This is a genomic window from Verrucomicrobiia bacterium, from assembly GCA_036405135.1.
Lineage (GTDB): Bacteria > Verrucomicrobiota > Verrucomicrobiia > Limisphaerales > JAEYXS01 > JAEYXS01.
Window position 1 is genome coordinate 38,922 of record DASWYF010000033.1, and the last position, 13,403, is coordinate 52,324.

Annotated in this window: 10 protein-coding genes; 9 read left to right on the forward strand and 1 reads right to left on the reverse strand. The window is 56.9% G+C overall.

Annotation, left to right across the window (positions count from 1 at the left end; all coding sequences use genetic code 11):
- Positions 1–22: 22 nt before the first annotated feature.
- The 8 genes from VGH19_15525 (at position 23) to VGH19_15560 (ending at position 12,041) form a co-directional block, all read left to right on the forward strand.
- On the forward strand, positions 23–1,459 hold the full coding sequence (locus VGH19_15525) for a sulfatase (protein ID HEY1172777.1): 1,437 nt from the start codon (positions 23–25) through the stop codon (positions 1,457–1,459).
- A gap of 227 nt (positions 1,460–1,686) precedes the next feature.
- Complete coding sequence (locus tag VGH19_15530) at positions 1,687–3,369, forward strand: peptide ABC transporter substrate-binding protein (GenBank protein ID HEY1172778.1); 1,683 nt, start codon at positions 1,687–1,689, stop codon at positions 3,367–3,369.
- A 2-nt stretch (positions 3,370–3,371) separates the two neighbouring features.
- The gene (locus tag VGH19_15535) at positions 3,372–4,286 is read left to right on the forward strand and encodes an ABC transporter permease (protein ID HEY1172779.1); all 915 of its coding nucleotides are present in this window, start codon (positions 3,372–3,374) and stop codon (positions 4,284–4,286) included.
- A gap of 2 nt (positions 4,287–4,288) precedes the next feature.
- The gene (locus VGH19_15540) at positions 4,289–5,227 is read left to right on the forward strand and encodes an ABC transporter permease (GenBank protein ID HEY1172780.1); all 939 of its coding nucleotides are present in this window, start codon (positions 4,289–4,291) and stop codon (positions 5,225–5,227) included.
- A 230-nt stretch (positions 5,228–5,457) separates the two neighbouring features.
- Positions 5,458–8,196: a PVC-type heme-binding CxxCH protein gene (locus VGH19_15545; GenBank protein ID HEY1172781.1), complete on the forward strand. Its 2,739-nt coding sequence runs from the start codon at positions 5,458–5,460 to the stop codon at positions 8,194–8,196.
- Between the two features lie 671 nt (positions 8,197–8,867).
- Positions 8,868–10,325, forward strand: a complete 1,458-nt coding sequence (locus VGH19_15550) for an aldehyde dehydrogenase family protein (GenBank protein ID HEY1172782.1) — start codon at positions 8,868–8,870, stop codon at positions 10,323–10,325.
- A gap of 75 nt (positions 10,326–10,400) precedes the next feature.
- Positions 10,401–11,261, forward strand: a complete 861-nt coding sequence (locus VGH19_15555) for a fumarylacetoacetate hydrolase family protein (protein ID HEY1172783.1) — start codon at positions 10,401–10,403, stop codon at positions 11,259–11,261.
- A gap of 57 nt (positions 11,262–11,318) precedes the next feature.
- Positions 11,319–12,041 carry a thioredoxin family protein gene (locus VGH19_15560; protein ID HEY1172784.1) on the forward strand — a complete coding sequence of 241 codons (723 nt, stop codon included), beginning with the start codon at positions 11,319–11,321 and terminating at the stop codon, positions 12,039–12,041.
- A gap of 15 nt (positions 12,042–12,056) precedes the next feature.
- Here the strand turns inward: VGH19_15560 and dtd are convergent, their stop codons facing one another.
- Positions 12,057–12,509 carry a D-aminoacyl-tRNA deacylase gene (dtd, locus tag VGH19_15565; GenBank protein ID HEY1172785.1) on the reverse strand — a complete coding sequence of 151 codons (453 nt, stop codon included), beginning with the start codon at positions 12,507–12,509 and terminating at the stop codon, positions 12,057–12,059.
- Between the two features lie 85 nt (positions 12,510–12,594).
- Between dtd and VGH19_15570 the strand changes: the two genes are divergently transcribed.
- Complete coding sequence (locus VGH19_15570; GenBank protein ID HEY1172786.1) at positions 12,595–13,398, forward strand: NIPSNAP family protein; 804 nt, start codon at positions 12,595–12,597, stop codon at positions 13,396–13,398.
- Positions 13,399–13,403: the final 5 nt, after the last annotated feature.

Below are 13,403 nucleotides of genomic sequence, written 5' to 3' on the forward strand. Positions count from 1 at the left end.
CTATTTCTTGAGCATGTCCCGAATGCAGCGAACTCTAATCGCCGTTTTATTTTTGGCCGTTTGTCTGACGCGATTGCAGGCGGCTAATGCCCAAAAACCCAACATCCTCTTCATCCTCACCGATGACCAGCGGTGGAACACAATGGGTTGCGCGGGCAATCCGATCATCCAGACGCCGAATATGGATGCGCTCGCGAAGGAAGGGGTGCGTTTCCGTCAGGCGTTTGCCACCACGGCCATTTGCGCGGCGAGCCGCGCTTCGTTGCTCACGGGTCTCTATGAGCGCACGCATCGTTATACGTTCAGCACGCCACCCATCCAGGATGCGCATACGGACATCAGCTATCCGGTGCAATTGCGTCAGGCCGGGTATCGCACGGGCTTGATCGGCAAGTTCGGCGTGGATGTCTCACAAGGTCGCGCGACGAAGGACATGTTCGATTACTTCGTGCCGTTGAACCGGAATCCCTACATCAAGAAGCAACCGGATGGATCGGAGAAGCATCTGACGGATATCGCATTCGAGAAAGCAGTGGAATTCCTCGATAAAACGGACAAGAGCAAGCCTTGGTGCCTCTCACTGAACTTCAATGAGCCGCATGCGGAGGATAATGATCCCAAACAATACTTCTGGCCGAAGACGGAAGATAATCTTTATCGCGATATCACGATTCCGCAAGTGAAGACGATGGCTGCGGAATATTTTGAGGCGAATCCCGAGTTCCTGAAAAACTCGGAGAGCCGTATCCGCTATAACTGGCGCTTCGACGAGACCGGCAAATATCAGGAGATGGTGAAAGGGTATTACCGCATGATCAGCGGCGTGGATCGCGTCATCGGGCAAGTGCGCGCGGAACTCACCAAGCGCGGTATGGCGGAGAACACGATCATCATTTTCACCAGTGATAATGGGTATTTCCTCGGCGAACGCGGTTTCGCGGACAAGTGGTATCTCTACGAGCATTCCGTGCGCGTGCCCATGATCATCATGGACCCGAAAGCACCCGCGATCCGTCGCGGTGAGACGGTGGATCTCATGGCGTTGAACGTGGACATCGCGCCGACCATCCTGAGCTTTGCGGGAGTGAAAGTGCCCTCCCTCATGCAAGGCCGCAGCCTCATCCCGCTGCTCAACGGCAAAGCGCCGACGGATTGGCGCACAGATTTCTTTTACGAACATCTCTTCGACCGGCACAACATTCCGAAAAGCGAGGGCGTGCGCACGGAGCGCTGGTCTTACATCCGCTGGTTCGAGCAGACGCCGGTGGTGGAAGAACTCTACGATCATCAGGTGGACTTCGAAGAGGTGAACAATCTCCTCAAAGACCCGGCCTATGCGAGTGTACTGGAGCAGATGCGGAAGCGGACGGACCAATTGCGCGATCAATACGGCGGCGTATTCAAGCCTTGGCTGAAACCGGAGCCGAAAGGGAAAGCCAAGAAAGCGAAGGCGGAGTAAGTGCTTGCCCTTGGAGCGCGACTCTCTGAGTCGCAGCAATATGCTTAAGCACAAGGGCCTCGAGTTTCTAGTCAGCAAAGTTCATGACAGGGCTTGGTTGGTAAGTTCAACCAATTCATACGCTGCTTGTTATCCTAACATTGCTGCGGGTCGGAGACCCGCTCCAAAAGCACCTGTAAGGCTTGCGCCATGCCAAACCTCGTCCTACCCTGACGCAGGAATTTTCCATGGTATCTGTGACCGCCAACCGCAAGCAGGCAAACGGGATACGGCAATGGGCCGTGCTCGCGTGCGTGACATTGGCGGCGCTTATGATGGCGAGTTGCAGCCAGCACAAGGAACGCGCGGATCTCATCATCATGAATGGCGCGGAGCCGGAGTCGCTAGACCCGGCGATCGTGACCGGTCAGCCCGATGGCCGCGTGGCCGGTGCACTCTTTGAGGGATTAACACGTTTCAACCCCAAGAACGCGAAGCCCATTCCTGGACTCGCGGAGAGATGGGACATCGCTGAGGACGGACAGACTTACACCTTTTACCTGCGCACGAACGCCGTCTGGTCCACCGGTGAACCGATCACGGCGGAGGATGTCGTGTATTCCTGGCGGCGTGCCTTGGACCCGCTGACTGCCAGCGATTACGCCGGGCAGCTCTATTACGTGAAGAACGGTGAGAATTTTAACACCGGCAAGACCAATGCCGCCACTGGCAAACGTTACACGAAAGAAGATGTAGGCGTGAACGCGGTGGACACGCATACCGTGAAAGTGGACCTCGAAGGCCCCACGCCCTTTTTCCTCGATCTGTGCGCCTTCCGCACCTTGGCCGTGGTGCCGCGGCAGGCGATCGAGAAGCACAAAGACCGCTGGCTCATGGTGCATCCGGTGCCCACGAGCGGACCGTTCACACTGGAATTCTGGCGCATCCATGATCGCATCCGCGTGCGCAAGAATCCGCGCTATTGGGACGCGCAGAACATCCAGAGTGAACTCATCGATTTGTTGCCCGCCGAATCCTCCACCACCGCGCTGAACCTCTACGAAACCGGCGAAGCCGACGTTATCTGGGACAAGAACCTCATCCCGAGCGAGCTGATGGATGTGTTGAAGGGACGCGAGTACGTTCACACCTACGATTATCTCGGCACCTATTTCATCCGCTTCAACGTGACGAAGCCGCCCTTCAACGATGTGCGGGTACGCAAGGCATTGACGCTCGTGCTCGATAAGGAACGTATCGTCAAAAACATCACCAAGAGCGGGGAAAAACCGGCAAGCTGCCTGACCCCGCCGGGCATGGAAGGCTACACCTCGCCCGAAGGCTTGGGGCGCGATCAGGAACTGGCGCGCAAGCTACTGGCCGAAGCAGGCTATCCGGGCGGCAAAGGTTTCCCGACCTTCAACTACCTTTTCAACACCAGCGAGATGCACAAGCAGATCGCGGTGGAATTGCAGGCCATGTGGAAGAAGGAGCTGGGCATCAACATGGAACTCCGTCAGGTGGAGTGGAAGGTGTATCTCTCCGACCAGAGCAAGATGCAGTATGATACCAGCCGCAGCAGCTGGATCGGGGATTACGTGGATCCGAACACGTTCCTGGACATGTTCATGAGCAATAACGGCAACAACCGCACCGGTTGGAAAAGCCCGAAGTATGACGATCTCATCCGCCAGGCGAATCAGGAACGTGATGCGACCAAACGCGCGAAACTCCTGCACGACGCCGAAGTGTTGCTGGTGCGTGAAGACCCGCCGATCGCGCCGCTGTTCTTCTATGTAGGCGTGAATATCTTTGATCCCGCCGTGGTCGAGGGCGTGCATCAGAACCTGCTGGATGAACATCCGCTCTGGCCCTTACGCCGGAAAGCGGGCGCTCCCAAACCTGGAACTAAACCGACGGAGGCGAGGTAACGATGTATTACCTGAAACGAATCGCGTTCTTGGTGCCGCTGCTGCTGATCATCAGCTTCCTGGCGTTCGCATTGGTGCGCGTGGCTCCCGGCGGTCCGTTTGACAAAGAACGCGCCCCGGCTTCGCCTGAGATAGAGAAGAATATCAAGGAGAAGTACCACTTGGATAAACCTCTGCTGCAGCAGTATTGGATTTATTTGAAAGGTTTGATGAAGGGTGATTTCGGGCCTTCGCTCAAGTACCGCAATCATTCGGTGAACGACATCATCGCCCAAGGGCTGCCGGTGTCTTTAACATTGGGCATCATGGCCTTCCTGCTGGCGCAAGGGTTCGGTATTCCGCTGGGCTTCCTGACGGCGGTGAAGAAAGGCGGCATCATAGATTACGGCGGCAGCTTCATCGCTTTGCTGGCCATCTGTATCCCGGGGTTTGTGGTGGGGCCATTGCTGGTGCTGATCTTTTCCATCCATTTCGGCTGGTTCCCTGTGGGTATGTGGGAGACGCCGATGCATGCGGTTCTACCCACGATAGCGCTCGGCCTTTACTTTGGCGGCAAGGTCGCTCGGCTCATGCGCGAGGGCATGCTGAATACCCTGACCTCTGAATTCATAACGACGGCGCGCGCCAAGGGCTTGAGCGAGACGCAAGTGCTGGTGAAGCACGCCTTTCGCATCGCCGTGCTGCCTGTGGTTTCCTACAGCGGCCCCTTGCTGGCCGATCTATTGGTGGGTTCTTTCGTGGTGGAAAACATTTTCCGCGTGCCGGGCATCGGGGTGTTCTTGGTGAACAGCTCCTTGAACCGTGACTACACCATGGTGGTTGGTCTGGTGCTTTTATACGCCGTCCTGCTGCTGGTGCTGAACTTGGTGGTGGACTTCGCCTATGGGCTGCTGGACCGCCGCGTAAAGATGGAATAACGATGGAAAACCTGAGCCCAAATCAACGTGCCTGGAAGCGGTTCAAGCAGAACCGGCCCGCCGTCGTCAGTATGGTCTTTTTGGTCGTGCTCTGTCTGCTGGTGCTGATCTGGCCATTGTTCAGCAAGCCGACCTTTGCCGGTGCTTTGCCTAAAGGCGTGACGCATTCTCCCGTGGAACTGTCCGATCAACCATTTGCCAAACCGGATGGGACCTACTGGATGGGCACCGATGTGAACGGCCGCGATCTCTTGAGCCGCATCATGCACGGGGCGCGCATCTCCATTTTGGTGGGCATAGTGGGTGCGTTGGTGAGTCTGGTCATCGGCGTTATGTGGGGTGCCATCGCCGGTTATATCGGCGGTTGGTGGGATGGTTCGATGATGCGTTTCGTGGACATCCTCTATGCCCTGCCCTCCATCGTCTTCGTGATCGTGTTGATAACGACCCTGGAGGAGCTTGCGAAAGGCTGGTTCACCAAGACTTTTGGTGCGGACATCGCGCAATATACCCGTATGTCGTTCCTGTTCGTGGGCATCGGGGCAGTGTCGTGGTTGACGATGGCACGCATCGTCCGTGGTCAGGTGTTGACGTTGAAGAACCGCCAGTTTGTGGATGCCAGTCGTTCTCTGGGTGCTGGTCCTTCACGCATTTTGTTCCGGCATATCCTGCCAAACGTGCTCGGCATCATCATCGTTTACATCACGCTGACGGTTCCGTCCGTGATTCTCTACGAATCCTTCCTCAGCTACCTGGGCTTGGGCATCCAGCCGCCGTTTGCGAGCTGGGGTTCCTTGATCTCGGAAGGGGCGGCGCAGTTGAATCCGGTGCGCATCAACTGGTGGCTGATCGTGTTCCCGGCGGCTACATTGGTGAGCACGCTGCTGGCGTTGAATTTCTTTGGGGATGGGTTGAGGGATGCGTTTGATCCCAGAGGATAATGAAGTAAGTCGGCCATGAGCTAAATCCCAAATCCAAAGCTCCAAACACCAGAGAAACATCAACTCTCAAGTAACCGCATACCTTATTGGAGCTTTAGATTTCACTGGAGCTTGGTGTTTGGGATTTGGAGTTTCTTTTTGTTCCTTGGTCATTCGGATTTCGTCATTGGACATTCTTTCGATTTTCCCCTTCCCTCCCTGCTCTGGTTGGTAAATCATCCTGCCACCTTATGACCACTCGCCGAATTCTCGCCTGTGCCTTGGGCGTCGCTGCGCTCAGCATGGGCTCACATGCGCAGAATCAGCCCAAGCCTGCTGCCGCTGCACCTGCATCTGAGCAAAAACCCGTCATTGTCCCCACGGAAATGTTCGCTGTGCCCGAAGGCCTCGAAGTCACCGTTTGGGCCACCTCGCCGATGCTGCACAATCCCACAAATATCGATACCGATGAAGCGGGCCGCATCTGGGTTTGCGAAGGTGTGAACTATCGCAGTCATGCGGGGCGCCGTCCGGAAGGCGATCGCATCATGGTGCTGCAAGACACGGATGGCGATGGCAAGGCGGACAAGAGCCATGTGTTCGTGCAGGAGAAATTTCTGGAAGCGCCGCTAGGCATCGCCGTGATGGATAACAAGATCATCGTCTCGCAGACGCCGAGCATGATCGTCTACACGGATGTGAACCGGAACCAGGTGTTCGATGCCGGTGACAAGCGCGAGGTGCTGCTTACGGGTATCAATGGTCGTAATCACGATCACAGCCTCCACTCCGTCACTGCTGGGCCCGATGGCTTGTGGTATTGGAATAGCGGCAACTGCGGTGCGGTGTTCACGGACAAATCCGGCAAGACCTTCCGCATCGGCAGCCCTTACATGCCGAATTTGCGGAAGGAAGACGTGACCTTCGATCCGACGAAGATCGCGGGCAGCAAGAGCGATGATGGCAACGTGTGGATCGGCGGTTTTTCCGCGCGTATGAAGCCGGACGGCACTTACACCGAGATCATCGGTCATAATTACCGCAACAGCTACGAGCAATCGGTTTCCTCGCTCGGCGATGTTTTCCAAAATGACAACGATGATCCCCCGGCGTGCCGCGTCAGCTACGTGATGGAATACGGCAACGCGGGCTTCGCCTCTCGTGATGGCAAGCGCGCCTGGCGTGCGGACATGCGCCCGGGCCAGACGATCCAAAAAGCGGAGTGGCGCCAAGATGATCCGGGTACCATGCCTGCTGGCGATGTGTATGGCGGTGGTTCCCCGACGGGTGTGGCCTTCTATGAGAACGGTGCGCTCGGTAAGAAGTGGGAAGGCCAAGGCCTCCTGCTTACTTGCGAGGCCGGTCGTAACGTGGTGTTCGGCTATGTGCCGAAGCTCTCGGGTGCGGGCTTCCAACTGGATCGCTTCGACTTCCTCACCTCAAACAAAGAGAAGCAGTTTGCTGGTTCCGACTTCCTCGGTGGCAATAACAGCGTGAACCATGAGATGAAAACGCTGTTCCGTCCGTCAGATGTGCTCGTGGGTGCGGATGGTGCGTTGTATGTGTCGGATTGGTTCGATGCCCGCGTAGGTGGTCATGCTGACTTGGATAGCACGTTGTCTGGCACGATCTATCGCATCGCGCCGAAGGGCTTCAAACCCAAGATCCCGAAGTATGACCTGAGCACGACGGCTGGCCAGATCGAAGCACTCAAGAGCCCGGCGGTGAATGTACGCAACCTCGGTTTCACACGCTTGCAAGAACAAGGCGAGAAGGCCGTGCCTGCGGTGAGCAAAGTGCTGAACGACAGCAACAAGTTCATCGCCGCCCGCGCCATCTGGCTCCTTGCGCAGATGGGACCGAAGGGTGTGGCGAAGGTGGAAACGCTCTTGAAGGACAAAGACGAAGAGACGCGCATCGTGGCTTACCGCGCGCTGCGTCGCAGTGGTTATGACATCGTCACGCTGGCCAATCGCATGGTGTATGATCCATCAGCGGCAGTGCGTCGTGAAGTAGCGTTGTCCTTGCGCGATCAACCGTTGAACCAGAAGCAGGAGTTGCTCGTGCGTTTGGCGGAGCAGTTCGATGGCAAGGACCGCACTTATCTCGAAGCGTTCGGCACGGCAGCGGACAATCAATCACCAGCAATCTACGCCGCTGTGGCGCAGAAGCTGGGCAACGGCAAGGCATCAACAGACTGGAGCGACAGCCTCGGTTGGATCGCTTGGCGCTTGGGCCCGCCCAAGGCTGTAGCGGACATGAAAGCGCGGGCGCTTTCTGCCAGCGTTTCGTCCGATCAACGCAAGCGCATGATGGATGGCATCGCATTCATCAAGACGCGTGAGGCCGCGATGGCCATGGTGGAGCTGGCACAGGCGAAGGATTTCCCGCTCAAGGGCGAGGCGATGTGGTGGCTCTTCAACCGCATGGGCAATGATTGGAAGGAATTCGGCGTGGCCGAAGCCTTGAAGAAGAACGGGCTGTATGATCCGGAGACCGTGCAGATCTCTCCGGTGGAGATGCCTCCTGCTCCAACGACTCCATCCAAGCTGCCGCCGATCAAGGAAATCTTGGCGCTCAAGGGCGACGTGGCCAAGGGCAAGACGGCGGTGGTGGTCTGCTACACCTGCCATCGTATGGGTGATCAAGGCACGGACTTCGGTCCAGACCTTACCCAGTTTGGCAAACAACAGACGCGTGAAGTGGTCTTGAACGCGATGATCAATCCGTCATCGGAGATCGCCCATGGCTTTGATGGCAGCGAACTGATCGCCAAGGATGGTGCGATCGTCCACGGCATGGTGTTGGCGAATGGTGACCCGGTCATCATCAAGTCCATGGCTGGCCAGACGCAGACGATCCCGCGCAGCAAGATCAAGAGCGTGAAGAAGCTGGACCGTTCGCTAATGTTCAGCGCAGACATGCTGGGCCTGAGCGCGCAGGATCTGGCGGACATCACGGCTTACATGCAGTCGAATGAGTTGAAGTAAGGGGCAGGAACTTTTGAAACAAGAAAACCGCGTCCAAGAGATTGGACGCGGTTTGTCTTTTCAGGATTAGAGCGCTTTAAAAAACAGTGTGGTCGATTGGGACGAGGCTTTGGCGAAGGAGCAGGTTCCAAAGTCTCTGCGACTGCGCCGAAACGAAGCCAGAACCCAAAAAAGACTGCCCGCTTCGCTCCCCAAGACAATCGGCTACAGTATTTTTTACCGCTCTAGCCACAGATCAAACCCAGATGGGGCTGATCATTACCCATAAGTCTCGAGCGCTTGGAATAACGGGCATTTTCGATGGCCGGTTCGATTTTCGAGTTCGGCGGTGAAGGCCAAAGTTAGGGCAAAGCGGCAGCTTTGCCCCACCATAAGAGGGAACAGCGAGCCTTGGATCGCTCTTTTCTCGCCAAAATATTTGTGGGTAATGCTCAGCCGAAGGGAAGGAGGCAGCTAGGTTTGGCGGGTTCCAGCCTGTCGGAGAGTGATATGGTCGGGATATATCTAAGATCGAACCACATGCTGCCTGACGGATGCCCCGCTCCTGCCGTTATGACGGCGGCAGCACACTGAAGGCAGTCCGCAGATGCGCCAGCAGTTTCAGCTTTTCGGTTTCTTGGATTGCGTGATGAATCGGGAGGCTTATGCTTTGCCTTTTATCAGGCAAAGCTATGCAGACGTATCAGAATTTCATCGGCGGGGAATGGGTTCCGGCCAAGTCCGGCCAGGCATTTCAAAACACGAATCCGGCGAACACGCGCGAAGTAGTGGCGCAATACGCCCAGAGCGGCCAGCCGGATGCCGTGGCTGCGATCGAAGCGGCGAAGGCCGCTTTGGCCGGGTGGTCGGCTGCAACTTCAGTCGCACGCGGTCGCGTGTTGAGCAAGGCCAGCCAGCTGATCGAAGCGCGCAAGCCCGAACTCGCCAAGCTCCTCACGCAGGAAGAAGGCAAGACGCTCGCGGAAGCCACGGGTGAGGTGCAGCGCACGGCGGATATCTTCCGCTTTTTTGGCGGCTTGAGCTACACCGTGGGAGGTCAGACGATCCCGCACGATCTGCCGAACAACTTGCTTTACACGCGTCGTGAACCAGTCGGTGTGGTCGCGCTCATCACGCCGTGGAATTTCCCGATCGCCATTCCGGCGTGGAAGATGGCCCCGGCACTGCTCTGCGGTAACACCGTGATCATCAAACCAGCCTCCCAGGCACCAGCGATGACGATGGAGCTGGCGAAAGTCTTGACGGAAGCGGGGTTGCCGAAAGGTGTGCTGAACGTGGTGACGGGTGATGGCCGGGCCGTCGGTACGGAGCTTTCCACGAATCCGCACGTTGCTGCGCTCTCATTTACCGGTTCGCACAAGGTGGGTTCGGCGGTATATCAGCAGCTCGCCAAGAACATGACGCGCGCGCAGATGGAGATGGGCGGCAAGAACCCGACCATCGTCCTCGCGGATGCGGATCTCGATCTCGCTGCGCGTCTGGTGGCCATCGCAGGCTTCGGTCTCACCGGCCAGGCTTGTACGGCCACGAGCCGGGTGATCGTGGAGAAGAGCGTGGCGGAAGCGTTCACTGCGAAGCTGGTCGAGAAGGCGAAAGCCATCAAGGTGGGCAATGGCTTGAGCGAAGGTGTGACGATGGGGCCAACCGTGAACGAACAGGAGTTCAAGGGCAACTTGGACTACATCGACATCGCGGTGAAGGAAGGCGCTACGCTCGCCTGGGGCGGCCAACGCCTCACGGAAGGCGATCTCGCACACGGTTACTTCATGCAGCCCGCGGTGCTCACGGGTGTGACACCGACGATGCGCATCGCACAGGAAGAAGTGTTCGGCCCAGTCGTCGCGATCATCCCGGTGGAGAGCTTTGAAGAAGCCATGACGGTGGCCAACGGTGTGGATGTGGGCCTGTCCGCAGCCATCGTGACGAAGGACATCAAGAAGGCCATGATCTATTCCGAGCGCATCCAGGCCGGCGTGGTTAAGGTAAACCAGATCTCGACCGGGCTGGCGCTGCAGGCGCCGTTCGGCGGGGTAAAGAAATCCAGCACGGATTCCTTCAAGGAGCAGGGGGCGGGCGCGATCGAGTTCTATTCGCGCATCAAGACCGTGTATCTGGATTACTCGGCTTAAACCCATTCAACAGACTAAGAAAAAGATCGGGCATCCGAGTTGGGGCGGGATGCCGGGATCAAGAGAAAGATAGATATGTTCAAACTCTGCCGTTATCTGAATACGAAGTCCCAGATCCGCATCGGTCTGGTGCATGATGACAACACCGTTTCGGATCTTACCTCTGCCGGTGTGGAATTGATGACCCCTTTGCTGGAGAGCGAAGATCTGATCGCGCGTCTAACGGGCCTGTCGAAGACAGACATGCCGAAGCGCCCACTATCTGAAGTGAAGTTGCTTTCGCCTGTCGAACGCCAAGAGGTTTGGGCCGCCGGTGTCACCTATCTGCGCAGCAAGAAAGCGCGCATGGACGAATCCGAGTTCAGCGCCTGCGCATACGATCGCGTGTATGACGCCGAGCGCCCGGAAATCTTCTTCAAATCCATGCCGGAAAAGACGGTACCGACCGGTGATGACGTCGGTATCCGTCGCGATGCGAAGTGGAACGTGCCGGAGCCGGAACTGGCTCTGGTGATCAATTCGCGTGGCGGCATCGTCGGCTACACTATCGGCAATGACATGAGCTCGCGTGACATCGAGGGTGAGAACCTGCTCTATCTCCCGCAGGCCAAGATGTATGATCGCTCCTGCGCGGTCGGGCCTTTTGTCGTGGTCGGTGTCACTGAAGAAATCGTGCGCACTTGGAAGATCGGCGTGGAGATCCAGCGCCTCGGCAAAACGGTCTTCTCAGGCGAAACGTCCATTGATCAGATCAAGCGCACGTTCAAAGAGCTAGCAGGTTTCCTCTGCCGTTCACAAACATTCCCTCATGGGGCGCTGTTGCTCACGGGCACAGGCATCGTGCCGAATGATGACTTCACCCTGCAGCAAAAGGATGTGGTGCGCATCACTGTGTCCGGCATCGGAACACTTGTGAATCCGGTGGCGATCGTGTAAAACTCGTTGTGGCCGGTCTGGCATCATTGGCAAGACCGGTAACAATTGAGGTTTTATATGCGCCGCACCATACTGGCCGTAGTCGTATTCTTGCTGGGTAATTTTTCACTACCAGCTGCTCATTGGTCTACGGACTATAACGCCGCGCTGAAGGCGGCGCAGGTCCACAAACGGCCGGTATTGATCAATTTCACCGGGTCCGACTGGTGCGGTTGGTGCATCCGGTTGAAGAACGAAGTCTTCAACACACCGGAGTTTGATGAGTTCGCCAAGAGCCGCTTGGTTTTGGTGGAGGTCGATTTCCCCAATCGCAAACCTCAGTCTGCTGCGCTGCAACAGGCCAACCAAGCCTTGCAAGAGAAATACCGCGTCACCGGCTATCCTACGCTGTTTCTGGTGGATGGATCGGGCAAGGTTCTGCAACAGCTCGGCTATATGGAAGGCGGACCGAAGGTATTCATCGAGCAATTGCTGAAAACGATGCCCGCCGCACCGCCAGCACCACCCAAGACGAACACAGTAGTCGCGGCCCACCTCCCCGCGTCCAAAGGGCCGGTGGACAAATCGGTTTATGACAAGCTGGCCTTGAAAGGGATTTCGGGTACCGCGAAACCTGTGGCGCTGATCAATAACAAGGCATTTACTACGGGGGACAGTTTCAAACTGCACTTGGGTACTGCCAGCGTGCAGGTGACCTGCGTGAGCATCTCGGCGGATCATGTGATGATCCGGGTGGATGGTGAGACGGAACCGCGCAAACTGGTGCTTGGAGCGAAGTAATGATGCAGCGCACGATTACTCGCGCAGCTTGGAATCGATGATGATGGTCACCGGTCCGTCATTGAGGAGTGCCACTTTCATATCCGCGCCGAACTCACCGGTTTGCACTGGCTGACCCAAAGCAGTCGCCAGCGCTTTCACAAATTGCTCATACATGGGCACGGCGAATTCGGGGCGTGAGGAGCGAGTATAGGAGGGCCGATTGCCTTTGCGCGTGCTGGCGAAGAGCGTGAACTGGCTGACGACGAGCACCTGTCCTTGAGCCGCCGTGACGTCTAGGTTCATCACTCCTTCCGCATCATCGAACACACGCAAGCGCGCTACCTTGCCGGTGAGCCATTCGATGTCTTCCGCAGCATCGGCGTCTTCGATCGCCAGGAGTACGAGCAGCCCACGGCCAATACGGCTCTTCATCTGGCCATCAATGGTCACACTCGCTTCACTCACCCGTTGGATCACTGCGCGCATGGACCATGTATAGCATTGTCACTGAACAAAATGAAGTGCGTAACGCAGGTTGCGGCGGTTGAAATGCCTGTATATTCTCTGGTGCATGAACCGTCGCCGTTTTATCACCACCACTGCGGCTGCTGCCGCGATTACCGGCCTCACCTCCAACCTTTCTACTGCCATGGCTGCTGATTCCGCCAAGACCGCGAAACCTGAATACTACGAGTGGCGCACCTATTGGTTGAAGACGCCGGAGCAACTCGCCTTGGTGGAACGCCACTGGGCCAAGGCGGCGATCCCCGCGCTCAATCGATTGGGTATTCCCGCAGTCGGTGCCTTTCGCGAGCAGACGGCGACGACTCCGCTGAAATTCTGCGTGCTCATCCCTTACGTGAGCTTGGAACAATTTCAAACAGTGAACGACAAGCTGGCGGGCGATGCACAATATCAGAAAAACGGCGCTGAGTATCTGGGCGTCGAAGCCAAAGCACCCGCTTACGAACGCATCGAGAGCACGCTCATGCTGGCATTCGACGGCATGACGAAGCTCGAAGTCCCCAAGCTGAAAGGCCAGCCGCGTATGTTCGTATTGCGCACGTACGAGAGCCACAACGAACCGGCGGGCAAAAAGAAGATCGAGATGTTCAACAAGGGCGAGATTGGCATCTTCCGCCGCACCGGTTTGACGCCTGTTTTCTTTGGCGAAACTGTCCTCGGCGCGAATCGCCCGAACCTTACCTATCTGCTCGTCTTCAAGGACATGGCCGATCATGACGCGAGCTGGAATAAGTTCCGGACAGATGCCGAATGGGTGAAGCTGAAAGCGATTCCCGAGTATGCCGATGCCAAGATCGTCTCGAAGATCGTGAAAACGTTTTTAGTCCCCGCAGAAGGTTCACAGATCTAAAGCAG